General features: G+C 67.9%; 26 protein-coding genes. 6 read left to right on the forward strand and 20 right to left on the reverse strand.

The genetic code is table 11. The features are described 5' to 3' along the window. Positions 1-57 precede the first annotated feature (57 nt). The 8 genes from ACTIF2_RS06240 to ACTIF2_RS06275 form a co-directional block, all read right to left on the reverse strand. Positions 58-864: an aspartate dehydrogenase gene (locus tag ACTIF2_RS06240; RefSeq protein WP_439496180.1), complete on the reverse strand. Its 807-nt coding sequence runs from the start codon at positions 862-864 to the stop codon at positions 58-60. Further along, on the reverse strand, positions 861-1,682 hold the full coding sequence (locus tag ACTIF2_RS06245) for an alpha/beta fold hydrolase (RefSeq protein WP_439496181.1): 822 nt from the start codon (positions 1,680-1,682) through the stop codon (positions 861-863). Before ACTIF2_RS06245 ends, ACTIF2_RS06240 begins: the two co-directional genes overlap by 4 nt. Beyond that, on the reverse strand, positions 1,679-1,993 hold the full coding sequence (locus ACTIF2_RS06250; RefSeq protein WP_439496182.1) for an NIPSNAP family protein: 315 nt from the start codon (positions 1,991-1,993) through the stop codon (positions 1,679-1,681). Before ACTIF2_RS06250 ends, ACTIF2_RS06245 begins: the two co-directional genes overlap by 4 nt. A 7-nt stretch (positions 1,994-2,000) precedes the next feature. Continuing rightward, positions 2,001-2,513, reverse strand: a complete 513-nt coding sequence (locus ACTIF2_RS06255) for a cupin domain-containing protein (RefSeq protein WP_439496183.1) — start codon at positions 2,511-2,513, stop codon at positions 2,001-2,003. A 43-nt stretch (positions 2,514-2,556) separates the two neighbouring features. Then, the gene (locus tag ACTIF2_RS06260) at positions 2,557-3,873 is read right to left on the reverse strand and encodes a TRAP transporter large permease (RefSeq protein WP_439496184.1); all 1,317 of its coding nucleotides are present in this window, start codon (positions 3,871-3,873) and stop codon (positions 2,557-2,559) included. Further along, the gene (locus ACTIF2_RS06265) at positions 3,870-4,382 is read right to left on the reverse strand and encodes a TRAP transporter small permease subunit (RefSeq protein WP_439496185.1); all 513 of its coding nucleotides are present in this window, start codon (positions 4,380-4,382) and stop codon (positions 3,870-3,872) included. The genes ACTIF2_RS06260 and ACTIF2_RS06265 overlap by 4 nt, the downstream gene beginning before the upstream one ends. Positions 4,383-4,443: 61 nt before the next feature. Continuing rightward, the gene (dctP, locus tag ACTIF2_RS06270; protein ID WP_439496186.1) at positions 4,444-5,505 is read right to left on the reverse strand and encodes a TRAP transporter substrate-binding protein DctP; all 1,062 of its coding nucleotides are present in this window, start codon (positions 5,503-5,505) and stop codon (positions 4,444-4,446) included. Then, complete coding sequence (locus ACTIF2_RS06275) at positions 5,502-6,179, reverse strand: FAD-binding protein (protein ID WP_439496187.1); 678 nt, start codon at positions 6,177-6,179, stop codon at positions 5,502-5,504. Before ACTIF2_RS06275 ends, dctP begins: the two co-directional genes overlap by 4 nt. Positions 6,180-6,238: 59 nt before the next feature. Between ACTIF2_RS06275 and ACTIF2_RS06280 the strand changes: the two genes are divergently transcribed. Continuing rightward, positions 6,239-7,246: an LLM class flavin-dependent oxidoreductase gene (locus tag ACTIF2_RS06280; protein WP_439496188.1), complete on the forward strand. Its 1,008-nt coding sequence runs from the start codon at positions 6,239-6,241 to the stop codon at positions 7,244-7,246. A gap of 66 nt (positions 7,247-7,312) precedes the next feature. On the opposite strand, the gene ACTIF2_RS06285 is transcribed toward ACTIF2_RS06280, so the two are convergent. From ACTIF2_RS06285 to ACTIF2_RS06305, 5 genes are all read right to left on the reverse strand, one after another. Then, the gene (locus tag ACTIF2_RS06285) at positions 7,313-7,624 is read right to left on the reverse strand and encodes a hypothetical protein (RefSeq protein ID WP_439496189.1); all 312 of its coding nucleotides are present in this window, start codon (positions 7,622-7,624) and stop codon (positions 7,313-7,315) included. A gap of 65 nt (positions 7,625-7,689) precedes the next feature. Further along, on the reverse strand, positions 7,690-8,544 hold the full coding sequence (locus tag ACTIF2_RS06290) for a metal ABC transporter permease (protein ID WP_439496190.1): 855 nt from the start codon (positions 8,542-8,544) through the stop codon (positions 7,690-7,692). Beyond that, positions 8,541-9,401 (reverse strand): metal ABC transporter permease, encoded by an 861-nt coding sequence (locus tag ACTIF2_RS06295; protein WP_439496191.1) that lies wholly within the window; start codon positions 9,399-9,401, stop codon positions 8,541-8,543. Before ACTIF2_RS06295 ends, ACTIF2_RS06290 begins: the two co-directional genes overlap by 4 nt. Then, the gene (locus tag ACTIF2_RS06300; RefSeq protein WP_439496192.1) at positions 9,398-10,303 is read right to left on the reverse strand and encodes a manganese/iron ABC transporter ATP-binding protein; all 906 of its coding nucleotides are present in this window, start codon (positions 10,301-10,303) and stop codon (positions 9,398-9,400) included. The genes ACTIF2_RS06295 and ACTIF2_RS06300 overlap by 4 nt, the downstream gene beginning before the upstream one ends. Beyond that, positions 10,300-11,217, reverse strand: a complete 918-nt coding sequence (locus tag ACTIF2_RS06305; RefSeq protein ID WP_439496193.1) for a metal ABC transporter substrate-binding protein — start codon at positions 11,215-11,217, stop codon at positions 10,300-10,302. The genes ACTIF2_RS06300 and ACTIF2_RS06305 overlap by 4 nt, the downstream gene beginning before the upstream one ends. 130 nt (positions 11,218-11,347) lie before the next feature. On the opposite strand from ACTIF2_RS06305, the gene ACTIF2_RS06310 reads away from it, so the two are divergent. After that, complete coding sequence (locus ACTIF2_RS06310; protein WP_439496194.1) at positions 11,348-11,806, forward strand: Fur family transcriptional regulator; 459 nt, start codon at positions 11,348-11,350, stop codon at positions 11,804-11,806. Positions 11,807-11,819: 13 nt separating this feature from the next. Here the strand turns inward: ACTIF2_RS06310 and ACTIF2_RS06315 are convergent, their stop codons facing one another. The 7 genes from ACTIF2_RS06315 to tsaD form a co-directional block, all read right to left on the reverse strand. Next, positions 11,820-12,245 (reverse strand): type II toxin-antitoxin system VapC family toxin, encoded by a 426-nt coding sequence (locus ACTIF2_RS06315; protein WP_439496195.1) that lies wholly within the window; start codon positions 12,243-12,245, stop codon positions 11,820-11,822. After that, the gene (locus tag ACTIF2_RS06320; protein WP_439496196.1) at positions 12,242-12,490 is read right to left on the reverse strand and encodes a FitA-like ribbon-helix-helix domain-containing protein; all 249 of its coding nucleotides are present in this window, start codon (positions 12,488-12,490) and stop codon (positions 12,242-12,244) included. The genes ACTIF2_RS06315 and ACTIF2_RS06320 overlap by 4 nt, the downstream gene beginning before the upstream one ends. 85 nt (positions 12,491-12,575) lie before the next feature. After that, positions 12,576-14,522 carry an acetate--CoA ligase gene (gene acs, locus ACTIF2_RS06325; RefSeq protein ID WP_439496197.1) on the reverse strand — a complete coding sequence of 649 codons (1,947 nt, stop codon included), beginning with the start codon at positions 14,520-14,522 and terminating at the stop codon, positions 12,576-12,578. Positions 14,523-14,715: 193 nt separating this feature from the next. Next, the gene (locus tag ACTIF2_RS06330; RefSeq protein ID WP_439496198.1) at positions 14,716-15,123 is read right to left on the reverse strand and encodes an EVE domain-containing protein; all 408 of its coding nucleotides are present in this window, start codon (positions 15,121-15,123) and stop codon (positions 14,716-14,718) included. Further along, positions 15,123-15,452: a hypothetical protein gene (locus tag ACTIF2_RS06335; RefSeq protein ID WP_439496199.1), complete on the reverse strand. Its 330-nt coding sequence runs from the start codon at positions 15,450-15,452 to the stop codon at positions 15,123-15,125. Before ACTIF2_RS06335 ends, ACTIF2_RS06330 begins: the two co-directional genes overlap by 1 nt. Next, positions 15,442-16,461, reverse strand: a complete 1,020-nt coding sequence (locus ACTIF2_RS06340) for an NAD(P)H-dependent glycerol-3-phosphate dehydrogenase (protein ID WP_439496200.1) — start codon at positions 16,459-16,461, stop codon at positions 15,442-15,444. Before ACTIF2_RS06340 ends, ACTIF2_RS06335 begins: the two co-directional genes overlap by 11 nt. Positions 16,462-16,474: 13 nt before the next feature. Further along, a complete protein-coding gene (gene tsaD, locus ACTIF2_RS06345) occupies positions 16,475-17,518 on the reverse strand; it encodes a tRNA (adenosine(37)-N6)-threonylcarbamoyltransferase complex transferase subunit TsaD (protein WP_439496201.1) in 1,044 nt (347 codons plus the stop codon). Between the two features lie 332 nt (positions 17,519-17,850). Between tsaD and ACTIF2_RS06350 the strand changes: the two genes are divergently transcribed. The 4 genes from ACTIF2_RS06350 (at position 17,851) to rpoH (ending at position 23,709) form a co-directional block, all read left to right on the forward strand. Continuing rightward, on the forward strand, positions 17,851-19,788 hold the full coding sequence (locus ACTIF2_RS06350) for a uroporphyrinogen-III synthase (protein ID WP_439496202.1): 1,938 nt from the start codon (positions 17,851-17,853) through the stop codon (positions 19,786-19,788). Positions 19,789-19,804: 16 nt separating this feature from the next. After that, positions 19,805-21,505, forward strand: a complete 1,701-nt coding sequence (locus ACTIF2_RS06355) for a heme biosynthesis protein HemY (protein ID WP_439496203.1) — start codon at positions 19,805-19,807, stop codon at positions 21,503-21,505. 65 nt (positions 21,506-21,570) lie between these two features. Further along, the gene (locus ACTIF2_RS06360; protein ID WP_439496204.1) at positions 21,571-22,599 is read left to right on the forward strand and encodes an RluA family pseudouridine synthase; all 1,029 of its coding nucleotides are present in this window, start codon (positions 21,571-21,573) and stop codon (positions 22,597-22,599) included. Between the two features lie 213 nt (positions 22,600-22,812). Beyond that, a complete protein-coding gene (gene rpoH, locus ACTIF2_RS06365; protein WP_439496205.1) occupies positions 22,813-23,709 on the forward strand; it encodes an RNA polymerase sigma factor RpoH in 897 nt (298 codons plus the stop codon). Positions 23,710-23,729 lie beyond the last annotated feature (20 nt).

Genomic DNA, 23,729 nt, shown 5'->3' on the forward strand with positions numbered 1-23,729 from the left:
GTCAGTAGCCAGATCGACGCGTCAGATCAAGCTGTCGGCGGCCGTTGCGCCCTGCGTTCACAGCATCGCAACCGGCGAAAAATGCTGCTCGACCGCGGCCAGCAGCGATTGGCTCACGATCCAGGAACTCTTGGGATTGGTCGGCGACGGCCGGTTGGCGACCGCGACGGACATCGTGCCGAACTCGCTCTCGACCGTGATCACGTGACTGTTCCCCTTGGCGGCGGGATCGCAGACGACATCGACGTTGACCGCCTCGAAACCGGGCCCGGCGAGCGCCAGCGCAGCCGCGACGTTGAGATTGAGCGGATAGGCTGCCGCCGCCTCGCGGGCATTCCCGCTGAACAGGGTCACCGGCCCGGCAAGCGCGTCGGGATCCTCGCCGCGCCGGATCAGCTCGTCGCGCCAGGCCGCCGGCGGCTTGCGCGACTGATAGCGCAGCGACAGCGATTTCGCCTCGCGAACGGCACGCACATAGTCGAGGCCGCCGAGCGCGCCGGAGGGCAGCAGGATGCGCCCGCCGGATCGTTGCGCGACCTCGACCAGCCCGGCGAAGAAGGCTTCGTCATGCAGCACGCCGATCGAGGAGATCAGCACCGGCAGCCCGAATTCTAGGCATTGCGGCACGACGCTGCGCACGGCCTCATGCCCGGCCGCCTCGACCACCAGGTCCGGCCCGAAGGCGCGTAACTCGTCGCAGCCGGAGAGCAGGCTGAGCTCGGCCGGCACCCGCGCGCGGGATTCCGATTCGGGGCCGAGCAGCACGGCCACGGCATAGCCGGGCACTGGGCGCGCCATCAGCGCCGCCGCCAGGTCGCTGGCGATGGCGCCAAAGCCGATCAGCGCCACGCGACGCGCCTTCATCCGAGTTCTCCCATCCACTCCGCCACCGTCGCGGTGAAGGCGTCCGGCCGCGAGACCGGGAAGAAATGCCCTCCTGAATCCAGCATCGTCTTGCGTGCGCCGCGCAATGCCGCCGCCAGCTCTTCCTGCAGGAAAGCCGGGACGATGACATCGTCGCGCGCGCCAAGGACCAGCGCCGGCATCGCAAGCGATGCGACATGCTCGACCCCGTCGAAGGAGAGCAGCGCGTCGATGCGCTCGCGCACGACCTGCCGCGCCTCAACGGAGCTCGGCACCTTGGCCAGCGCCGTCTCGTAGACGCCCCAGTTCGCTTCGAGCCAGGCGGGGGGATAGGCGAGCAGGGCCGCCGTCGCCGCATAGGCCTGCGGGTTCTCGTCGAGCAGCCCGCGGCGCATGCCGAACAGCGCCGTCATGTAGTGGCTGGGCCTCAGCCAGGTGGCGCTGAGGATCAGCCCGCTCAGCCGCTCCGGCGCCTGCCGCGCCAGCGACTGGCCGATGCAGCCGCCGGTCGAATGCCCGAGCAGGACCGCGCGATCGACGCCAGCCGCATCGAGCACGGCCAGGCAATCCTGCGCCAGCCGGTCGATCGTGCAGGCGGCGTCGCCGCGCGAGCTGGCGCCGATGCCGCGCTGGTCGAAGCGGATGATCCGGAAAGAGCGCGCCAAGGTCGCCGCGCTCTCGGCCCAGAAGCCGGCCGTGCCGCCGAGCCCGCTGACCAGCAGCAGTGCCGGCCCCTCGCCTTCCACCGTCGCCTGCAGCTGCGCTCCGTCCTCCGTCCGGACCGTGAAAACCCCCGCGCTGGATGAAGCGGCGCTCATTGCAGCGGCGAATAGGAGACGGGGTTGAGGATCCGGGTCGTCTGGATGTCGATCAGGCCCTCGACGCGCTTGAGATAGTCCTGCCAGCGCGGGTCGGCCAGCATCACCTTGCGGCGCTTCTCGCGCTCGCCGAGATTGTCGTAAGCCCACAGCGCGACGACATGGTTCAGCTCGCCGATCTCGGTGGTGAAATAGGCGATGAGCTGCCCGAGATGCTCTTTCTGCAGCGGCAGGCCGTGCTCGCCATAGATCTGGACGAACTGGCCGAGCTTGCCGGCAACGATGCGGTAGTCGCGTTCTTCGTAAATCATAGCCAACTCATTTCGTCTCGTTGAAGCTGCCATCGGTCCAGCCGAAGACCGTGCGCTGCTCGATCTCGGCGATGTCGCCCGGGCGCGGGAACGGCGCGGGCGCGGGCTCGCCGGGCGTCCGCGGCCGGCCGATCTCCTCGAAGAACCCGTCGAGCCCACCTGGCAGGAACAGCCACAGGAAGGTCAAGGGCTCGTCGTTCGGATTGAGGAAATGGTGCTTGCGGTTATGGCCGATGAAGACGCAGGAGCCCTTCTCGATCGGGTGGTCGACCCCGTCGAGCCGGGCGAAGCCCTTGCCCTCGATCACGAAGATGATCTCCTCGTTGCGGTCATGGGTATGCTCGCGGATGAAGGATTTCGGCGCGACCGTCTGCGTGCCCAGCGAGAACTTGCTGGTGCTGGCGACCGACTGGTCGCTGAACAGATTGCGGATGAAGCCGTTCGCCGGCACCGGCTGCCAGAAGCTCTTGCCGTCAGCCGGCCCGAGAACCTTGGCGTCGCCAGGCGTTTCCGTCGTCACATCGATCTCCTTATGAACGAAGGGCGCGCGCGCCGAGAGCGCGTCAATTGCCGTACATGACCTTGGGCATCCAAGTCGCCAGCCCGGGGACGGCGAGCAGGATGAGCAGCACGGCGATCTGGCAGCAGATGAACGGGATCACGCCCCAATACATGTCCTTCAGCTTCATGCTCGGGGGCGCGATCGCCTTCAGGTAGAAGATCGAGGGCGCCATCGGCGGCGTCAGGTAGCTGGTCTGCAGCGTGACCAGGAAGACCACCGCGAACCAGAGCGGGTCGATGCCAAAACTCTTCACCAGCGGAATCGCGATCGGGACCACGATCAGCACGATCGAGATCAGGTCGATGATGAAGCCGAGCAGGAAGGCGACGAACAGGATGATCGCGATCACCGACCAGGGCGACAATCCGAAGGCGTCGAGGATGCCCTTGGTCGCCGCCATGCCGCCCGACGCGAAGAAGACACCCGCGAACATGCTGCCGGCGAGGACGATCGCCAGGATCATCGCCGTCAGCGAGACCGTCTGAATGCTGGCCTGATACAGCAGCGACCAGCTCATCCGGCGATAGAGGATCGCCAGCAGGAGCACGCCGAGCGAGCCGCAGGCGGCGGCCTCGGTCGGGGTCGCCAGTCCCATGAACAGGGTGCCGAGCACCGTGAAGATCAGGAAGCCGGGCGGCACCAGGGCGGTCGCCGTGAAGCGCAGCTTCTCGCCGAGGCTGCGCGGGTCGGGCTCGGTCTCCGGCGGGGCGAGATCGGGTTTCACCGCGCAGGCGACGACGATGTAGAGGATGAACAGGGCCGACATCAGCAGGCCGGGCAGCAGGATGCCCGCCAAGAGGTCGCCGACCGGCAGCGCCGCGATCGGCGCCAGGACGACGACCGGGACCGAGGGCGGAATGATGGTGCCGAGCGAGCCGCCGCCGCAGATCGTGCCGGCGATCAGCTTGTTGTTGTAATGGCGCTTGATCATCGCCGGGATCGCCAGCATGCCGACCAGCGTCTCGGTCGCGCCGACGACGCCGCTCGCCGCGGCGAAGATCGTGCACATCAGCAGGGCCGCGACCGCAAGCCCGCCCGGCATCCGCCGCGTCCACATATAGAGCGCGTCGAACAGGCGCTCGGCGATGCCGGCCCGTTCCAGGATCGAGCCCATGAAGATGAAGAGCGGGATCGCGCCGAGCACGTAATTGGTGGCGATGTCGTCCACCCGTTGCGCCATTTGATGGACGAGGGTGTCGCCGAAGCGCAGCAGGCCGAAGCCGAGCGCCGCCAGCATCATCGAGAAGGCGACGGGAAAGCCGAGGAAGATCAGCCCGAGCAGGGCCGGAAACATCCATAGAACGGTCTGGGCTGTCATGTGTTCGGGCCTTCGGGTGCGCGGCCGAAGACGACCAGCAGATTCTCAATGGCCTTGGCTGCGCATTGCAGCGCAAAAAGCCCGAAGCCCAGTGCGTAGATGACGCGATAGGGCCAGATCTTCGGGTTCCAGGCGGACAGGCCCGAGCCCTCGCCGGTGCGGTAGACGTCACCGACATTGCTGATCAGCGTGCGTGTCAGCCAGGCCAGCATGCAGGTCAGGAGGATGTACCCGACGGCATCGATCACCGCGACGGCGCGGCGCGGCAGGGCCTGGTGGATGAAGTCGACATTCACATGCTGGTTGACCAGCAGCGCATAGGACAGGCCGAGCAGGAAGATCGAGCCCATCATCATGTAGCTGAGCTCGAACGCCCATTGGGTCGGAGCGGAAAACACGTAGCGGCTGACGACCTCGAAAACCATGGCGAGGACGAGCGGCAGCACCAGCAATGCGCCGAGGCGGCCCGACCACAGCGAGAGCCGGCCGATCAATTGGACGATGGGCATATGAAGCCTCTTGAGCGGGAGGAAGCCGGCGGCGCCATGCGCCCCGCCGGCCCCGGCCTGGTCAGCGCGAGCCGACGGCGAAGCGGAATTCGCTGACCGGCTTGATCGAGGCCAGGAAGGCGGCCTGGTCCTCATAGGCCTTCTTGAACCACTCGTTCGAGGTCGACTGCTTGTCGGCCCATTCCTTCGAGACCTTGGCGACGGCATCGACCAGGCTCTTGTCGACCTGGATCATCTCGACATTCGGATTCGCCTTCATCTGCTTGTAGGCGTCGATGTCGAGCTTGACGTAGCCGAGATAGGTCTCGAGCATCGTCATCTTGCCGGCGGTTTCGAGCAGCGCCTTGTCCTTGTCGCCGATCTTGGCCCAGACATTCTTGTTGTAGATGCAGTCATGCGCCGCGCCGGGCGAATGCAGGCCCGGCATCACGACATATTTCGCGACCTTGTGGAAACCTTCCTGGAGATTGCCGCCCGGGCCGCCCCATTCGATCGCGTCGACGACCTTGCGCTCCAGCGCGCTGAACACCTCCGAACCCGGCAGCACCACGGTCGAGGCGCCGAGCATCGGCGCAATCTCGGCCCAGGACGAGGAGGTCCGCAGCTTCAGGCCTTTCATGTCCTCCGGCGTGCGCACCGGCTTGTGCGAATGCATGAAGATTTCGGTCTCGAGCACGCCGCAGGGAATCGCGACGACGTCGAACTTGGCCTGGCGCCATTCCTTCCAGAGCTTGGTGCCGTTGCCGTTATAGAGCCACATCATCATCTCTTCCGGGTTCGGCCCGCCTGGCCAGCCGGAGAAGATCGCCCCGGTGCGGTCGACGGCCCAGTCATAGCCCGGCCAGGCATGGCCCATGTCGGCGACGCCCTTCTGCACCGTTTCCGTGACCTTGAGCGCCGGGCCGAGCGCGCCGGCCGGGAAGACGTTGATCTTGATGCGCCCGTCGGTGATCTGCTCGACGATCTCGGCATAGCGCTTGGCGCCGATGTCGAGCCAGTGGCCGCCCGGCCAGGGTGTCGCCATGTTGAGTTCCATCTTGTTCTGGGCCAGCGCCGATTGGGGCGCCAGCGCCAGACCCATCGCGAAGCTCGCCGCGGTCGCAATCGCCTTGAAAGTTGTCATCTGGTTGTCCTTTCCCGTTCTTGTTTTCGTGTTGGTGAGATTGGCTGCAGCAGCCTTTGCGGCAGATATTTCATGGCGGGCAAAAGCGAGCGCGCGAACCAGCGGCTCGCGGGCAAGCGCGCGACCGGGCTCGGCCGGGGCGGTGCCGTGAAGCGGATTTTCGGTCCCCATGCCAGATCCCCATTCAAAATCCCTGCGCCGACGGCTTCGGCCATATTCTGGCCGTCTCCCGCGCTCGACGGATTGATTCCGCCGATTTCAAGCAGGGCATCGCTCATGAAGCGCTGCTTGAAGGCGAGTTCCGCCGAGCTGAAATCGCCAGACGCAAAGATCACGCCACGCCGCGCCGCGATCCACTCCCCCGGCCGCGACGTTGCGTAAGACGCTAGCGCAGCCCCCGTAACCCGTCCAGCCTCATATATCAGATGGGAAACTCGAGCCCCGAGCCTGCGCTTCCGCAAGGCCATCAGCCCGGCGCCGCCGCCTCCCACCACGACGATGTCGTGAGCCGTGCCAGCCAATCCCGCCCCCGCTACTGACTTGCATGTCAGTAAAAGCGGAACGGCACATGAGTCAATCCCGCGCAGGGCGGTACCGGCCCCCGTCAGAACCCGTCTGCATTCGCGCCATGCCGGCACGGCTGATTTCTGGACGGAACGCCTTGGCGCTCCCATCTGCGTTGGGCGCGGCGGCCTCGAGCCTGGCGTCGACGAACGGCTAACAGGAGCCCGGCATGGCAGAGTTTTCGGTCCTCGACCTTTCTCCAGTGAACGAGGGCCAGGAGCCCGGTGACGCACTGCGCAATTCGCTCGATCTCGTGCGCCATGCCGAGGCGCTCGGCTATCGTCGCTATTGGGTGGCGGAGCATCACAACATGACCGGCATCGCCAGCGCCGCGACGGCGGTGGTGATCGGCTATCTTGCGGCCGGCACCAAGACCATCCGCCTCGGCGCCGGCGGCATCATGCTGCCGAACCACGCGCCGCTCGTCATCGCCGAGCAGTTCGGCACGCTGGAGGCGCTCTATCCCGGGCGCATCGACCTCGGCCTCGGCCGCGCGCCGGGCACCGACCAGCGCACGCTAAGAGCGCTGCGGCGCAACCCCATGTCGGCCGATACATTCCCGCAGGACGTGCTCGAGCTGCAGGCCTTCCTCGCCCCGGTCCAGCCCGGACAGGTGGTGCAGGCCGTCCCGGGCGGCGGCACCGAAGTGCCGCTCTGGATCCTCGGCTCCAGCCTGTTCGGCGCGCAGCTCGCGGCCGAGCTCGGCCTGCCTTACGCCTTCGCCTCGCATTTTGCGCCCGACGCGCTGATCCAGGCGCTGGCGATCTATCGCGAGCGCTTCAAGCCTTCGGAGCAACTCGACCGCCCCTATGCGATGCCCGGCATCAACGTCGTCGCCGCCGATACCGACGAGGAGGCGCGATACCTCTTCACCTCGATCCAGCAGCGCTTCATCGACATGATCCGCGGCACGCGCGGCAAGCTGCAGCCGCCGATCGACGATATCGAGAGCTATTGGTCGCCGGCCGAGAAGGCCCATGTCTCGCAGATGCTGCGTTACGCCTTCGTCGGCTCGCCCGAGAGCCTGAAGCGCCAGCTCGCGGCCTTTCTCGACGCCACCGGCGCCGACGAGGTCATGGTGACGGCGCCGATCCACGACCACGAGAAGCGCAAGCGCTCCTACGAGATTCTGGCAGGCCTCGTTCCGGAACTCGGCAAGGCGAGAAGCGCCGCCTGACGCCGACCCGCCGCGCATGAAAACGCCGCCCAACCGGGCGGCGCTTCCACCATCATTGGTGATGGCTCACTCGTCATCGTCGTCATCGTCCGGGTCGCGCCGGCGCCGTCGGCGGCGGGCGCGATCGTCATCATCATCGTCGTCGTCATCACGATAGCGCCGAGGCGGGCGGCGATCGTCATCGTCGTCGTCATCATCGGCGCGCGCCACGCTGGGCGCGATCGCTGTTGCCGCTCCGGCGAGCATGAGCGCGGGAATCGCCCCGGCTACAAGGCGCAGCAGCGAACGGCGCGTCTCCTCAGTCTCTGTCATCGTCTCGCCTCCGATTGGGCGCCTCGCCTGGGAGACGCAACTCGCATGCAGACGGGAACGCACCATGCGCGGCTTTATTCCGGCAAAGGGCGGATTTCGCGATCACAAAGGCGAACGTACCCCGCCCGGCTTCATGCCGGATGTCGCATCTCCGCCGCGGCGCTCCTGCCTGCGCGCAACCTGAACGCCAATGCCGCCAGGAAGAAGGCGGCCTGCACGACGACGATGCAGGGACCGGTGGCCGCATCGATATGGAAGCTCAGGATCGTGCCGAGCACGCTCGACAGGGTCGCGACACCGATGGCGACGAGCAGCATTCGGTCGAACTGGCGCGTCATGAGATAGCCGATGGCGCCGGGCGCGACCAGCATCGCGACGACCAGGATGATGCCGACCGCCTTCAGCGCCGCCACGATCGTCAGCGCCAGCAGGATCAGCAGGCCGAAATGCAGCGCCGAGACGGGCAGGCCAATGGCGCGCGCATGCGCCGGATCGAAGGAGACCAGCAGGAAATCGCGCCGCTTCGCCAGCATGATCGCGACGGTCGGCACCGCGATCAGCGCCGTCTCGGCGATATCGGCCCAGCGCACGCCGAGCATGTTGCCGAACAGGATGTGCAGCAGGTGCTGGTCGCTGTCGACCTTGACGAACAGGACGAGGCCGAGCGCAAACATGCCGGAGAAGACGATGCCCATCACCGTGTCCTCTTTCACTCGGCTGTTCTCCTTGAGATAGCCGATGCCGAGCGCGCAGCCCAAGCCGGCCACGAAGGCGCCGATGGCCAGCGGCAGGCTGACGATATGGGCGAGCACGATGCCGGGCAGGACCGCATGCGAGACCGCATCGCCCATCAGCGACCAGCCCTTGAGCACGAGGAAACAGGACAGGACCGCGCACACGACGCCGACCATGATCGCGACGATCAGCCCGCGCAGCATGAATTCATGCGCGAAGGGCGAGAGCAGCCAGGTCTCGATCAGGTTCATGCTACGCGCTCCGGCAGGGCCCGCGCCGCCCTCCGGGCCGCGAGCCGGCCATGCTTGGGCGCGAAGACGAAGGCGAGCAGGAACAGCGCGGTCTGGAAGACGACGATCAGCCCGCCCGTGGAGCCGTCGAGGAAATAGCTGGCATAGGCGCCGATGGCGCTGGTCGTCACGCCCATCGCGACCGCGATCACGATGAGCCGGCCGAAGCGGTCGGTCAGCAGATAGGCGGTCGCGCCCGGCGTCACCACCATGGCGATGACCAGGCACGCGCCGACCGTCTGCAGGGCCGCGACCGTGCAGGCGCTGAGCAGGACGAAGAACAGGATCTTCAGGCGCGTCGGCGAGAGGCCGACGCTGCGCGCCTGGTTCTCGTCGAAGAAGGTGAGCATCAGGTCCTTCCAGCGCGCGATCAGGATCACCAGCGAGACGGCGGCAATGATCGCGACCTGCACGACATCCTCGTCGGAGATGCCGAGGATGTTGCCGAGCACGATCGACTGGACATTCACCGAGGTCGGGTTGATCGAGACGATCAGCAGGCCGACGGCGAAGAAGCTGGTGAAGACGATGCCGATCACGGCATCCTCGCGCAGCTGCGTGCGCACCCTGACCAGCGACATCGCCAGCGCCGCCAGCAGCCCCGAGAGGAAGGCGCCGGCCGCATAGGGCCATTTCAGCAAATAGGCGAGCGCGACGCCGGGCACGATCGCATGCGCGAGCGCATCGCCCATCAGCGACCAGCCCTTGAGCATCAGATAGCAGGACAGGAAGGCGCAGACGCCGCCGACCAGCGCCGAAACCCAGATGGCCTTCAGCATGTACTGGTAGGCGAAGGGCTCGAGCAGGAGGTCGATCACCGGCGGTCATCCTTCTCGCCGCCAACGAGCGTCTCGTGGTCGCGTTCGCCATAGAGCACGAGCGGACGCTCGTCGTCGGTGATCACGGTGACGCGCCGGCCGTCGGCATCATCATGAAGCTGCGGACCCTCCAGCCGGAAATGCCTGAGCGCGCCGCCAAAGGCCCGCTGCAGGTTGTCCTGCGTGAAGGTGGTCTCGGTCGGTCCGGCCGCAAGCACGGTGCGGTTGATGATCACGACCTGGTCGCAGAAATCGGGGATCGAGCCGAGATTATGCGTCGAGACCAGCATCAGCCGGCCCTCGTCGCGCAGCTCGCGCATCAGGTCGACGATCGCGCCCTCGGTCTTGACGTCGACGCCGGTGAAAGGCTCGTCGAGCAGGATCACCTGCCCGCCCTGGGCGAGCGCGCGGGCCAGGAACACGCGCTTGCGCTGGCCGCCGCTGAGTTCGCCGATCTGGCGGCGCCGGAATTCCAGCATGTTGACGCGGGCCAGCGCCTCGTCGACGGCCTCGCGGTCGGCCTGCCGCGCGATGCGCAGAAAGCCCATATGGCCATAGCGGCCCATCATCACGACGTCGTCCACGAGAACCGGGAAGGTCCAGTCGACCTCCTCGGCCTGCGGAACATAGGCGACGAGCCCGCGCTTCAGGGCCTGGCGCACCTCCAGCCCGGCGATCGCGACGCGGCCGCGCGCCGGCTTGAGGAAGCCCATCAGGGTCTTGAACAGCGTCGACTTGCCCGAGCCGTTGATGCCGACGAGCGCGCAGATCGTGCCCGGGCCGAGCGCAAAGGACGCGTCGTGCACGGCGGTGACACCGTTGGCGTAGCGCACCGTCACGTCCTCGACCGTGATCGAGGGCGCAAGGCCCGCCGCGCCGGAAACGGCTGCGCGCAGATTCACTGCCCAAATCCCTTCGCGATCGTGTCGACCGTCACCTCCAGCAGCTTCAGATAGGTCGGCACCGGCCCGTTCTCGGCCGAAAGCGAGTCGACATAGAGCACGCCACCATATTGCGCTCCGGTCTCGCGCGCGACCTGCTTGGCGGCCTTGTCGGAAATCGTGCTCTCGCTGAACACGGCCGGGACCTTGTTCTTGCGGACGAGATCGATCAGGCGGCGCACCTGCTGCGGCGTGCCCTGCTCGTCGGCGTTGATCGGCCAGAGATAGGCCTCGCGCCAGCCATAGTCGCGCGTCAGGTAGCTGAAGGCGCCCTCGCTGGAGACGAGCCAGCGCTTGTCCTCCGGCACCTTGGCGAGCCGGGTTCGCAGCGGCGCGTCGATCGCCTTGATCTCCTCGGAATAGGCCTTCGCGTTCTTCGCATAGGTCTCGGCATTGGCGGGATCTGCCTCGCTGAGCGCCTTGCGGATATTCTCGACATAGGTCAGCGCGCTTGCCGTCGACATCCAGGCATGCGGATTGGGCTTGCCCTCATAGGGGCCCTCCTTGATGCCCATCGGCGCGATGCCCTCGGTCACCACGGCGCTCTTCACGTCCTTGACGTTCTCGAAGAAGCGCTCGAACCAGCGCTCCAGGTTCATGCCGTTCCACAGCACGAGATCGGCCGACTGCGCCTTCACGACATCGAGCGGCGTCGGCTGATAGTCGTGGATTTCGGCGCCGGGCTTGGTGATCGATTCCACGATCGCGGCCGTGCCGGCGACGTTCTGGGCGATGTCCTGGATCACCGTGAAGGTGGTGACGACACGCAGCGGTTTGCCCGCAGTCGATTGCGCCAGCGCGGCGGAGCCCGCCAGGCCAAGGCCGCCCGCTATCGCTAGGGCGGCGGTCAGGGTGACGTAACGACGCGAAAACATGCTCTCTCCTGGCGGATGCGGTCTCGATGCGCTCACGCTATTGCAACGCACTTGCATCTGTCAACGCTATTGCGAATTATTTGCGATAAGCGATTTTGCAAATGCGTCTCAGCATTGCTATTTCGGGAGGATGAAGGGAATCGACCAGCGCGTGGCCGCCTTTGAGAGCGAGCTCAGGCGGGCCGGACTGCGGATGACGCAGCAGCGCCGTCTGATCCTGCGCGTGCTGGCCGAGGCCGACGACCACCCCGACGCCAAGGGCATCTTCACCCGCGCCTTCACGCACGACCCGACCCTGTCGCTATCGACGGTCTATCGCACCATGAAGCTGCTCGAGACCCAGGGCGCGATCGAGCGTCATGCCTTCGAAGACGGCGTCTCGCGCTACGAGCATGCCGATCAGCAGCATCACGACCATCTGATCGATGTCGATACCGGGCAGGTGGTCGAGTTCTCCTCGCCGGAAATCGAGGCCCTGCAAGCCAAGATCGCCGCGGAACTGGGCTACGAGATCGTGCGGCACCGGCTCGAGCTCTACGGGCGCAAGAAGTCCTCGGGACGGCGGAAGGGCACCAAAAGCGGCGCCTGACGGACGCTGCTCGTCAGCCGCGCCAGGTCCACGGATTGATGACCTCCAGGCCGATGCCCTCGAAATCGCCGATATTTCGTGTCGCGAGTGCGGCGCCGCGTGAGCTGGCGATCGCTGCGATCTGAGCATCGAACTGACTGATCGGCCGGCCGGCTTCGCGTCGCTCGGCCGCAATCGTCGCATAGGCTCCGGCGGCGGCGCTGTCGAATGGCAGGACGCGTCCGGACAAGTCCTGATCGAAGATCGGCAGGATCGCCGCCTCCAGATCATTGCGTCGCCGACCCCTCGGCAGGAGGCGAAGCCCGAACAGGATTTCGGCCTGCGTCACGGTCGTCGTGAAGATCGCCATTGGCGGCTGCGCGGCGAGCCAGGACTCCACGGCCGGAGATGGCGTGACGGCGACCATCTCCGAGATCACGTTGGTGTCGATGATGATCACCTGGAGAAATCCGGCGGTTCCGGAATCGGCTCGCGCGGCGCGATGTCCAGCCTTACCCCGCCCGTCGCGGTGACCCTGGCCCTGATGCTGGCTGCGAGATTGGCGGGTTGCCGTCCCTGGCCGGCCAGCGCCGTGCGGAGAATGTCACGCGCCTCATCCTCCATCGAGCGGCCATGCTCCGCCGCCCGAACGCGCAGACGCGCCTTCAGGTGATCCTCGATGTTGCGAATCGTCATGCTCGCCAAGCCGACCTCCTCATGCCATCAATGATTGCAAATTAGTCATTGATGGCACAGAGGACAAGCCGGCCGGATATCGCCGCGGGCCGATTCACCCCGCCTTGCGCTTGTTCTGGCGGTTCGAGATCAGGTCGTCGACGACGGCCGGGTCCGCCAGCGTCGAGGTGTCGCCGAGCGCGCCGAACTCGTCCTCGGCGATCTTGCGCAGGATGCGGCGCATGATCTTGCCGGAGCGGGTCTTGGGCAGGCCGGGCGCGAACTGGATCAGGTCCGGCGAGGCGATCGGGCCGATCTCCTTGCGCACATGCGCGACCAGTTCCTTGCGCAAGGCCTCGCTCGACTTCTCGCCCTGCATCAGCGTGACATAGGCGTAGATGCCCTGGCCCTTGATGTCGTGCGGATAGCCGACGACGGCCGCTTCCGAGACCTTGGGATGCGCCACCAGCGCCGATTCGACCTCGGCGGTGCCCATGCGATGGCCGGAGACGTTGATCACGTCGTCGACGCGGCCGGTGATCCAGTAATAGCCGTCGGCATCGCGCCGGCAGCCGTCGCCGGTGAAATACTTGTTCGGATAGGTCGCGAAATAGGTCTCCTCGAAGCGCTTGTGGTCGCCATAGACCGTGCGCATCTGGCCGGGCCAGCTCTCGGCGATGACGAGATTGCCCTCGGCTGCGCCTTCCAGCACCTTGCCCTCGGCGTCGACGATCTCCGGCTTGACGCCGAAGAAGGGCCGGGTCGCCGAGCCGGGCTTCAGCTTGGTCGCGCCGGGCAGCGGCGTGATCAGGATGCCGCCGGTCTCGGTCTGCCACCAAGTGTCGACGATCGGGCAGCGGTCGTCGCCGACGACCCGATGATACCACTCCCAGGCTTCCGGATTGATCGGCTCGCCGACCGAGCCGAGCAGGCGCAGCGACTTGCGCCTGGTCTTCTTCACCGGCGCCTCGCCGGCGCCCATCAGCGAGCGGATCGCCGTCGGCGCAGTGTAGAAGGTGTTGACCTTGTGCTTGTCGACCACCTCCCAGAAACGCGAGATCGAAGGGTAAGTCGGGATGCCCTCGAACATCAGCGTCGTCGCGCCGTTCGCCAGCGGGCCGTAGACGATGTAGCTGTGCCCGGTGACCCAGCCGACATCCGCCGTGCACCAGTAGATGTCGCCATCATGATAGTCGAAGACGTATTGATGCGTCAGCGAGACATAGACCAGGTAACCGGCCGTCGTGTGCAGCACGCCCTTCGGCCTGCCGGTCGAACCTGACGTATAGAGAATGAAGAGCGGGTCCTCGGCCTTCATCTCGGCCGGAGGGCAATGACCGGAGACCTTCGCGGCCTCCTCATGATACCAGACGTCGCGCCCGTCCTTCATGGCGACATCGCCGCCGGTGCGCTTGACCACGATCACCGTCTTGACCGGCGCCTTCTCGGCCGCGGCGTCGACATTGACCTTGAGCGGCACCTTGCGCCCGCCGCGCAGGCCCTCGTCGGCCGTGATCACCACATCCGAGGTCGCGTCGGAGATGCGCCCCGCCAGCGAATCCGGCGAAAAGCCGCCGAACACGATCGAATGCACCGCGCCGATCCGCGCGCAGGCGAGCATCGCATAGGTCGCCTCCGGGATCATCGGCATGTAGATCGTGACGCGGTCGCCCTTCTTGACGCCTTTCGCCTTCAGGACGTTCGCGAACTTGCAGACCTCGGTATAGAGCTGGCCATAGGTGATCTTCTTGGATTCCGACGGGTCGTCGCCCTCCCAGATGATCGCCGTCTGCTTGGCCCGGTTCGGAAGATGCCGGTCGACGCAGTTATAGGCGACGTTGGTGGTGCCGTCCTCGTACCACTTGATCGCGACCTTGCCCGGCTTGTAGCTGAAATTGCGGACCTTGCTGAACGGCTTGAACCAGTCGATCCGCTTGCCCTGCTCGGCCCAGAATTTTTCCGGATCCTTGATCGAGGCCGCATACATCTTCTTGTATTTGGCGTCGTTCAGATGTGCCTTCTTGGCCCAGGCGGCCGGCACGTCATAGATCTTCTCGGACATTCTAGGCGTCTCCCCAGACTTGGATCGCTGGCCTTGGGCCATCCTGCTCGCGGCTCGTGGAATCCGTGACGGATTTCCGTCACTTGGCCAACCGCTTCTTTCGAATTGCGCGCATCATAAGGCGCGAAAGACCGGCGGCAAGCGGCCGACCCTCGCACTTTGGTTTCAAAGACTTTCGGCGGAAGGGACGGCGCTACAACCCGCCCATCTTGCAGACCAGCGCCCATTCCGCGTCGGTCACCGGCTGCACCGAGAGGCGGAAGGAGGTGACGAGCGCCATCTTCGCCAGCTCCGGCGTCGCCTTGACCTGCGCCAACGTCACCGGCTTGGGCAGCGGCTTCACCGCCTTGAAGTCGACATAGACCCAGGGCTCGCCCGGATTGGCGAGATAGTGCTCCTTGATCACCTCGACGATGCCGACGATCTCGAGCCCCTCGTTCGAATGGTAGAAGAAGACCTGGTCGCCGGTCTTCATCGCCATCAGGTTGAGCTTGGCGGTGTGGTTCTTCACCCCGTCCCAATGCGTGCCCTTGGCGCCGGCCTTGACCTGGTCGTCCCAGGACCAGGCGGAGGGTTCGGATTTGACCAACCAGTGAGCCATCAGGTTTCGTCCTCGTCTTTCGTCGGCTGCGGCGGGCGCGATGCCGCCTCGCCCTGTTCGTTCCAGAACCGCACCATCTCGCGCGTCAGCGCCGCGTAATCCTGCGGGTCGAGCTCGACCCGGACCTCGGCCTCGCCGAAGGGCAGGATCAGCACGAAGCGATGCGTATCCTCGGCGCGTCGGCGGCGCAGCTCGATCACCCGCTCGGCGATGCGGCCGGCGAGCGGCACCGGCTGGCTCTCGGCGACGAGTTCCGCGCCGGTCGTCTTCCTGACCTCGGCGATACCGCGCGCCACGCGCTTCGTCAGATCGGACCAGTCATTGGCCATTGCTCGCTCCTTCGCTTTCCGCCCGGATCGGCCGCGCCAGCAATCCGGCCACCGCCTCGCGCATATCGATGCGCCCGGCGATGATCGCCGCGACGGCGTCCGCGATCGGTGTCTCGACGCCGCGCGCCTGCGCCATCTGCGCCAGGATGGACGCCGTGAAGGCGCCCTCCGCCAGCTTGCCGCCGGCGGCCTCTTCCGGCGGCTTGCCCTGCCCGAGCGCCAGACCATAAGCGAAATTGCGCGATTGCGGCGAGGCGCAGGAGAGCACGACGTCGCCAAGGCCGGACAGGCCCATCAGCGTCTCGCCCTTCGCGCCATAGGCCTCTCCGAAACGCCGCAGCTCGGCGAAGCCGCGCGCCACCAGCGCCGCCCGCGCGCTTTCGCCATAGCCGAGGCCGATCGCGACCCCGGCCGCGATGGCGAGCACGTTCTTCGCCGCGCCGCCGATCTCGACGCCGCGCGGATCGCTGCTGTGATAGAGCCGGAAGGCGGCGGAACTCAGCGCCTCGGCCAGATCCTGCGCCAGCTTCGCCTTGCCCGCCGCCAGCGTCAGCGCCGTCGGCAGGCCGCGCGCGATATCCGCCGCGAAGCTCGGCCCCGACAGGATCGCCGGGCTCGCCGCCGGCCAGATTTCGGCGATGATCTGCGTCGTGAACAGGCCGCTCCCCTGCTCGATGCCCTTGGCGGCCGAGATCGCCGGGAGCCCCGCCGGAAAGGCCCGTGCCAGTGCGCCGCAGACCGGCCGCATCGCCTGGGTCGGAACGGCGAGGATCAGAGCCCCGGCCGGGGTCAGTTCCTCCAGCCCCGTCACCGGAGCGATGGCCTCGGGCAGCCTTGCGCCGGGCAGGCGCGGCGCCTCGCGCCGCTCGCGCATCGCCGCGACCGCGTCGGCGTCGCGCGCCCAGAGCAGAACCTCGCGCCCGGCCCGCGCGGCCGCCAACGCCAGCGCCACGCCGAAGGAGCCGCCGCCGACGATGCCGATCGTGGAGTATCGCACCGCACCGCTCATTCTTGGATGTCGCTCATTCTTGGATCTTGAGCTCGTCGAGCGGCCAGCGCGGGCGCGCGACCGCGCTCATGTCGTCGATCATGCCGAGCCGCAGCCGCTCCAGCCCGGCCCAGGCGATCATCGCGCCATTATCGCCGCAAAGCGCGACGGGCGGCGCGACCATCGGCAAGCCGGCTTCGGTCGCGAGCCGCGTCAACCCGCCCCGGATTGCCTGGTTCGCGGCGACGCCGCCGGCGACGACCAGGGTCGAGGGCATGATGCCGGCCGCCCGGCAGGCGCGCAGGCCGGCCCGCGTCCGGTCGACCAGCACATCGACGACCGCGGCCTGGAAGGAGGCGCAGAGATCAGCGACGTCACGGTCCGACAGCGGCGCGATCCGCTCGGCCACCAGCCTGACGGCGGTCTTCAGGCCCGAGAGCGAGAAATCCGGATTGGGCCGGCCGGCCATCGGCCGCGGGAACTCGAAGCGCTCGGGATCGCCCTTCCCGGCCTCGCGCTCGACCGAGGGGCCGCCGGGATAAGGCAGGCCGAGCATCTTGGCGATCTTGTCGAACGCCTCGCCGACCGCGTCGTCGATCGTGCCGCCGAGGCGGAGATAGTCGCCGACGCCGCGCACGGCGAGAAGCTGGGTATGTCCGCCGGAGACCAGCAGCAGCAGATAGGGAAAGGCGAGATCGTCGGTCAGCCGCGCCGTCAGCGCATGTGCCTCGAGATGGTTCACCGCGATGAAGGGGCGGCCGGTCACCAGCGCGATGGCCTTGGCGGTCGTCAGCCCGACCATGACCCCGCCGACCAGCCCCGGCCCTGCCGCGGCGGCGACCCCGTCGATCTCGGACGGCTTGAGCCCGGCGACCTCGAAGGCCCGCCCGACGATGCGGTCGATCGCCTCGACATGGGCACGCGCCGCGATCTCCGGCACCACGCCGCCATAGGCGGCATGCGCGGCGATCTGGCTCAGGATCTCGTTGGACAGTATCTTGGCGTCGCCGGCGCGATCGATCGCGACGATCGCAGCCGCGGTCTCGTCACAAGTCGTCTCTATCCCCAGAACGCGCATGATGGTCGACAGGTCTCGAACGGTCTCGGTCGGAAGTGCCGAGGGACGGGTGGGCGAAACCCCGGCGGTTTCATGCCGGGAATTCCCTCGTATAGTGCGCCGGCGAGCATAAGGCCAAGAGGCCGTGAGACGCGCAGCGTGTGGCCGGAGCCGGGAAGACGCACGAGAATGACCGAGATCTCAGCTTTGGCATGCAGGCGAGGGTCGGGCCGCCTCGCCTGCGGCAAAACGCCGGCGCGTGACTTCACGATCCGGCAAATCATTTGCGATAACTGCAAACCACGTTCGAAGCCGGCCGTTCGTTGAGCGGCGACGAAGCGACAGGAGGCCGCATGCGCGTATTCGTGTTCAGACCGCAGGCGGATGCCGAACGCAGCGCCAGGGCGCTCGCTGCCCATGGCCATGAGGCGATCGTGGCACCGCTCTTCGACGTGGTCCGGCTCGCCGAACCTGCTCCCGAAGGCGATTTCGCCGCGCTCGTCCTGACCAGCGGCAACGCGGTCCCGGCGCTGGCTGATGCGCCCGCCGCCTGGCGCGACCTGCCGGTTTTCACCGTTGGCGCGCGCACGGCCGCGAAGGCGCGGGACACCGGCTTCGAGGATGCCCGCAGCGCCGATGGCGACCGCAACGACCTGATCGCGCTGATCGGTCGCAACCTGTCCGCGCCGGCGCGGCTCCTGCTGATCGCCGGCAAGGATCGCCAGGACGACGTTCCGGAACGGCTGGGCAAGGCGGGCTACGAGATCGCGCTCTGGACGGCCTATGCCGCCGAGGCCAGGGCGGCCTTGCCCGCGGAGGCCGCCTCCGCCCTTCGCGATGGCCGTGCCGAGGCGGCCCTGCACTATTCGCCGCGCGGCGCGCAGGTCTTCCTGGCCCTGGCGCACGAAGCGGGCCTCACCGAGGCCGCGCTGGACCTGACCCATGTCACCCTCTCGGCCCAGGTCGCGGCGCCGCTGATCGCGGCCGGGGCCAGCACGGTGCTCGTCGCCGAATATCCCGAGGAAGCCGCGCTCCTGGCCGCGCTCGACCAAGTGTCCGCTCGCAATCCCGGCGGCGGGGATGTTAGACAGGTCGCGAACGCGCCGGCTGGCGTCGAGACGGACAGGGGCGCGATGAGCGAGCCGGAGACAGCATCCACGCCGCGCGGGCGCCTTCGGCGGACTCCGCCGACGATCGACGCCAAGGCGCGCGACGATTCGGCGGCGGTCAGCGATCCCTCGCCTGCTGCGGCCAAGGCCGAGACCGAAGCCGTCCTGCCGACCGAGGCCCTGTCCAGGGAAGCCCCGTCGAGCAGCGACATCCCCTTACCGGCGCCTGCCGCGGCGGACAGCGGAACCAGCCCTCGGCCCGTCGACGGGCCACGGCCGCGCGTGCCATGGCCGGCGCTCGCGTTGACCGGGCTGGTCGGCGGCGTCATTGGCGCAGGCCTGGTCATGCTGGCCTTCGCCCGCGCCGAGCCGGACACCAGCGGCCAGCAGATCGCCGAGCTGAGAAGCCGGATCGAGGCGTTGCAGGGCGCGACCGCCGCGCTGCCGACGCGGGCTGCCCTGGAGACGCTCGACCGCAAGGCGAGCGCCGCTTCGGAGGCCGCCGCGGCAGCCGGCACGCAAGCCAGGGCCGCGACCGCGAAGCTGGCCGAAATCTCCAACACGCCGGGGCCGGCCGCCGTGGATAACAGCCAGGCGATCGCGGGCCTGACCCAGCGGCTCGGCTCGGTCGAAGCACTGGCGAAGACGGCCGCCGCGCCGAACCCGCAGGCCTTCGCCGCCGCCCGGATCGTGCTGGCCGAGCGGATCCAGGGCGCGCTCAAGTCCGGCCAGCCCTTTCCGACCGATGTCGCGGCCCTTGCCAAGGGCGGCGGTGCGGCCGAGCAGCTCGACGCGCTCAACGCCGTGGCGACGACCGGCGCGGCGACGCAAGAGGCGCTGCTCACGCAGTTCCGCCGCCACCGCACGATGTTCGTGCGTGAGATGACGCCCGATACGGCGGGGTGGCAGGACCGGCTTCTCGGCCTGGCCAGCCGCATCGTCACCATCCGCCCGGTCGGCGAGACCGGAGCGAACGATCCCGCGACGCTGGTGATCCGCCTGGAAAATGCGCTCGCGCGCGACGAGATCGGCGCCGCCGCCGGCCTCTGGGCCCAGCTGCCCGAACCGGCGCGACGCGCCAGCGCCGATTTCGGGACGGCGTTGCAGAAACGGGCGGCCGCGGAGGCCGCCATCGCCAGGATCGCCCGCGAAGCGGTCACGGCGCTCGGCGCCGGCGGCTGACGGAGGATAGCGCTCAATGGTTCGCGTACTGCTCTATCTCTTTGTCATCGCCTGCCTTGCGACCGGAGCCGTCTGGCTCGCAGACCGGCCGGGCGAGGTCTCGGTCCTGTGGCAGGGCTACCGCATCGAGACCAGCGTCGCGATCGCCGCCATCGGCGTCATCATCCTCGCCTTCCTCGCCATGCTGGCCTGGGCGGCGGCGCGCTTCCTCCTGGGCCTGCCCTCCGCCTTCAGCTTCGCCTCGCGGGCGCGGCGCCGGGCGCGCGGGTTCGAGGCCGTCTCGCGCGGCATGGTCGCGATCGGCGCCGGCGATCCCGTCGCCGCCGGCCGCCATGCCGGCGACGCCCGGAAATTCGCCGGCAACGAGCCCCTGACCTTGCTCCTGGAAGCGCAGACCGCCCAGCTCTCCGGGGACCGTGGTCGCGCCGAAGCCGCCTTCAAGGCGATGCTCGACAAGCCGGAAACCCGGGTGCTCGGCCTGCGCGGCCTCTTCGTCGAGGCCCGCCGTCGCGGCGACATGGCGGCGGCCCGCGCCTTCGCCGACGACGCGGTGCGCCGCTCGCCCTCGCTCGCCTGGGCCAATGACGCGCTGCTCGACTTCCATACCAGCGCCGGCGACTGGCAGGCGGCACGCACCGCCGTCGAGCGCCGGGCCGCCTTGCGGCTGGCCGAGAAGGCCGAGGCCAAGCGCCAGCGCGCCGTGCTGCTGGCGGCCGAAGCGCTCGATGCGAAAAGCCGGGAGCCCGAGAAGGCGCTGGCCGCGGCGCTGGAAGCGACCAAGCTCGCGCCCGGTCTGACGCCGGCGGCGGCGCTCGCCGGCCGGATGCTGGCGGAACGCGGCGACGTCCGCAAGGCCGCCAAGCTGCTGGAAACCGCCTGGCGCGAGGTCTCGCATCCCGACATCGCCGCCGCTTATCTCGACGTCCGCCCCGGCGACAGCGCGCAGGACCGTCTCGTCCGCGCGGAGACGCTCGCCAAGCTCCGGCCGGCCGACCCGGAAGGCGTGCTGGCGCTCGCCGGCGCGGCGATCCATGCCCGCGATTTCGCCCGCGCGCGGCAAACCCTGAAGCCGCTGCTCGCCGGCGGCGCCTCGGTGCGCGCCTGCCTGCTGATGGCGGAGCTGGAGGAGGCCGAGCACGGCGCTGCCGGCCGGGTCCGCGAATGGCTGTCGCGCGCCACACGAGCGCCGCGCGATGCGGCATGGGTCGCCGACGGGCTGGTCTCGGACCAGTGGCTGCCGGTCTCGCCGATCTCGGGCCGCCTCGACGCCTTCGTCTGGACCGTGCCGCCGGCGACGCTCGGAAGCCACGCGCCCGCCATTGACGACGTCCTCGCCGATCTCGACGATTCGACGCCGCTGCTCGAGGCGCGGGCCGAGACCGTCGCCACCGTCGAGCCTGCGAAGCCGTCCTTGCCGCCAGTTAAATCCGCTGCAGCGGTCGTGGAAGAAGCGGCCGCACCGGTCACGCCGAAACCGGCTCCCGACCCGGCGCCCGCGCCACCGCCGGTCGAGAAGGCCGAGGCTCCGCCCTTAGCCGAGCCCAAGCCACCGCCCGTCGCCGAGCGGCCGGTCGCGCCGCCTCCCCCTGCCGCAGCGGCGCGCGACAATCGGCCTGCTCCGGTGATTTTCCCGGTATCGCATGCACCGGATGATCCGGGGCCGGACGAGCCGCAGCCTTCCGAGCCGGCGAAGGGCAAGTTCCGGATTTTCGGCTGAGAGAACGAGGCGCAGCCCTCCGAAATGGCGTGCGGAGTGTATCCGCGCCTCGTATAGCGTTGCTCATGTCATCAGAACCGATTGAAGCCGAAGGCACCACCCTCCTCGTCACCGCCGAACAGGCCGGAGCGCGCCTGGACAAGGCGCTCGCCATGCTGGCGGGCGAGATTTCGCGCGCCCGGCTGCAGCAGGTCATTCGCGAGGGCGGGGTGTGTCTCAACGGCGTCCTTGCCTCCGACCCGAGCCGCAAGGTGGCGGAGGGTGACGAGCTCGCACTCGTCATGCCGGCCGCAAAGCCGGCGGCGCCGATCGGCCAGGCGATCCCGCTCGATGTCGTCTACGAGGACGACGCGCTGATCGTGATCGACAAGCCGGCCGGCCTCGTCGTCCACCCCGCCGGCGGCCATGAGGACGGCACGCTCGTCAACGCGCTGATCGCCCATTGCGGCGAGAGCCTCTCCGGCATCGGCGGCGTCCGGCGCCCCGGCATCGTGCACCGGCTCGACAAGGACACCAGCGGACTGCTCGTCGTGGCCAAGACCGACAAGGCGCATCAGGGCCTCGCCAAGCAATTCGCCGACCATGGCCGCACCGGCCCGCTGGAGCGCGCCTATCTCGCGCTGGTCTGGGGCGCGCCCCGCCGCCCGCACGGCACGATCGAGGCCGCGCTCGAACGCTCCAACCGCAACCGCGAGAAGATGGCGGTGGTGGGAGAGGGCCGCGGACGCGAGGCGATCACGCATTTCACCTTGCTCGAACGATATCCGCCCTTGCTCAGGGGACAGGAAGAGACCGAGGCGCTGGCAAGCCTGATCGAGTGCCGGCTCGAGACCGGGCGCACCCACCAGATCCGCGTCCATATGAGCCATCTCGGCCACCCGCTGCTGGGCGACCAGCTCTACGGCTCGGGCTACATGACCAAGGCGAGCCGCCTGCCCGAGGGCGCGCGCGACGCGCTGACAGCGCTCGGCCGGCAGGCGCTGCATGCGGCGGTGCTGGGTTTCGAGCATCCCGTCACCGGCGAGGAAATGCACTTCGAATCGCCGCCGCCGGCCGATTTTGCAAATCTGCAAACGCAACTCGCGGTTCTGTGAGGCGATCTGGCCGGTTCGCCCACTTTCCGCCAATCTCGATTGGCATATAATGGGGCTTGGATGCGGATGGCTTAAGGGGCGCCGCACGGGGCCGGGCCTTGCGAACCGCCAGACGGTTCGCGCGTTGGATCAGGCACATCATCCAAAACCTGCGCGAGGGTCCTTCGCGCGGTTGGCTTGCCGCCAAGCGGGAGCCAGGAAAGGAGAACGAGCATGGCGATTGCATCGCTGCCCGTCATGTCCGCGGAAGGCGGACTTTCACGTTATCTGGAGGAAATTCGTCGGTTCCCGATGCTGGAACCGAACGAGGAATTCATGCTGGCCAAGAGCTGGCGCGAGCATGGCGACCGCGATGCGGCGCATAAGCTCGTCACCTCGCATCTGCGGCTCGTCGCCAAGATCGCCATGGGCTATCGCGGCTACGGCCTGCCGATCGGCGAGGTCGTGTCGGAAGGCAATGTCGGGCTGATGCAGGCGGTCAAGCGCTTCGAGCCGGACAAGGGTTTCCGCCTCGCCACCTATGCGATGTGGTGGATCAAGGCCTCGATCCAGGAATACATCCTGCGCTCGTGGTCGCTGGTGAAGATGGGCACCACCGCCAACCAGAAGAAGCTGTTCTTCAACCTGCGCAAGGCCAAGAGCAAGATCTCCGCGCTCGGCGAGGGCGATCTCAGGCCCGAACAGGTCAAGACCATCGCCACCAAGCTCGGCGTCAACGAGCAGGATGTCGTCGACATGAACCGCCGCCTCGGCGGCGACGCTTCGCTCAACACGCCGTTGCGCGAGGATGGCGAGGGCGAATGGCAGGACTGGCTGGTCGATGACAGCGAGAGCCAGGAGCGCAGGCTCGCGGATTCGCAGGAGAGCGACAACCGCCACACCGCTTTGCGCGAGGCGCTGACCGTGCTCAACCCGCGCGAACGCCGGATCTTCGAGGCGAGGCGCCTGGCCGACGACCCGATCACCCTCGAACAGCTTTCCGAGGAGTTCGGCGTCTCGCGCGAGCGCGTCCGCCAGATCGAGGTCAGGGCCTTCGAGAAGGTTCAGGATGCGGTCAAGAAGGCGCTGACGCGGATCGAGGCGCCGCGCGCCGCCCTGCCCGCGGCCTGAACGGCATCGAGACCAAGCAA

Source organism: Allobosea sp. (assembly GCF_051860145.1).
Taxonomy (GTDB): Bacteria; Pseudomonadota; Alphaproteobacteria; order Rhizobiales; family Beijerinckiaceae; genus Allobosea.

Coding starts and splice junctions, on each gene's coding strand:
- ACTIF2_RS06245 (WP_439496181.1), bottom strand. CDS start 1,682: ATGAGCGCCGCTTCATCCAGCGCGGGGGTTTTCACGGTCCGGACGGAG.
- rpoH (WP_439496205.1), top strand. CDS start 22,813: ATGGCGATTGCATCGCTGCCCGTCATGTCCGCGGAAGGCGGACTTTCA.
- ACTIF2_RS06355 (WP_439496203.1), top strand. CDS start 19,805: ATGGTTCGCGTACTGCTCTATCTCTTTGTCATCGCCTGCCTTGCGACC.
- ACTIF2_RS06310 (WP_439496194.1), top strand. CDS start 11,348: ATGAAGGGAATCGACCAGCGCGTGGCCGCCTTTGAGAGCGAGCTCAGG.
- ACTIF2_RS06275 (WP_439496187.1), bottom strand. CDS start 6,179: ATGGGAGCGCCAAGGCGTTCCGTCCAGAAATCAGCCGTGCCGGCATGG.
- ACTIF2_RS06280 (WP_439496188.1), top strand. CDS start 6,239: ATGGCAGAGTTTTCGGTCCTCGACCTTTCTCCAGTGAACGAGGGCCAG.
- ACTIF2_RS06250 (WP_439496182.1), bottom strand. CDS start 1,993: ATGATTTACGAAGAACGCGACTACCGCATCGTTGCCGGCAAGCTCGGC.
- ACTIF2_RS06360 (WP_439496204.1), top strand. CDS start 21,571: ATGTCATCAGAACCGATTGAAGCCGAAGGCACCACCCTCCTCGTCACC.
- ACTIF2_RS06285 (WP_439496189.1), bottom strand. CDS start 7,624: ATGGTGCGTTCCCGTCTGCATGCGAGTTGCGTCTCCCAGGCGAGGCGC.
- ACTIF2_RS06260 (WP_439496184.1), bottom strand. CDS start 3,873: ATGACAGCCCAGACCGTTCTATGGATGTTTCCGGCCCTGCTCGGGCTG.
- ACTIF2_RS06240 (WP_439496180.1), bottom strand. CDS start 864: ATGAAGGCGCGTCGCGTGGCGCTGATCGGCTTTGGCGCCATCGCCAGC.
- dctP (WP_439496186.1), bottom strand. CDS start 5,505: ATGACAACTTTCAAGGCGATTGCGACCGCGGCGAGCTTCGCGATGGGT.
- ACTIF2_RS06340 (WP_439496200.1), bottom strand. CDS start 16,461: ATGAGCGGTGCGGTGCGATACTCCACGATCGGCATCGTCGGCGGCGGC.
- ACTIF2_RS06265 (WP_439496185.1), bottom strand. CDS start 4,382: ATGCCCATCGTCCAATTGATCGGCCGGCTCTCGCTGTGGTCGGGCCGC.
- ACTIF2_RS06335 (WP_439496199.1), bottom strand. CDS start 15,452: ATGGCCAATGACTGGTCCGATCTGACGAAGCGCGTGGCGCGCGGTATC.
- ACTIF2_RS06330 (WP_439496198.1), bottom strand. CDS start 15,123: ATGGCTCACTGGTTGGTCAAATCCGAACCCTCCGCCTGGTCCTGGGAC.
- ACTIF2_RS06290 (WP_439496190.1), bottom strand. CDS start 8,544: ATGAACCTGATCGAGACCTGGCTGCTCTCGCCCTTCGCGCATGAATTC.
- ACTIF2_RS06350 (WP_439496202.1), top strand. CDS start 17,851: ATGCGCGTATTCGTGTTCAGACCGCAGGCGGATGCCGAACGCAGCGCC.
- tsaD (WP_439496201.1), bottom strand. CDS start 17,518: ATGCGCGTTCTGGGGATAGAGACGACTTGTGACGAGACCGCGGCTGCG.
- ACTIF2_RS06305 (WP_439496193.1), bottom strand. CDS start 11,217: ATGTTTTCGCGTCGTTACGTCACCCTGACCGCCGCCCTAGCGATAGCG.
- acs (WP_439496197.1), bottom strand. CDS start 14,522: ATGTCCGAGAAGATCTATGACGTGCCGGCCGCCTGGGCCAAGAAGGCA.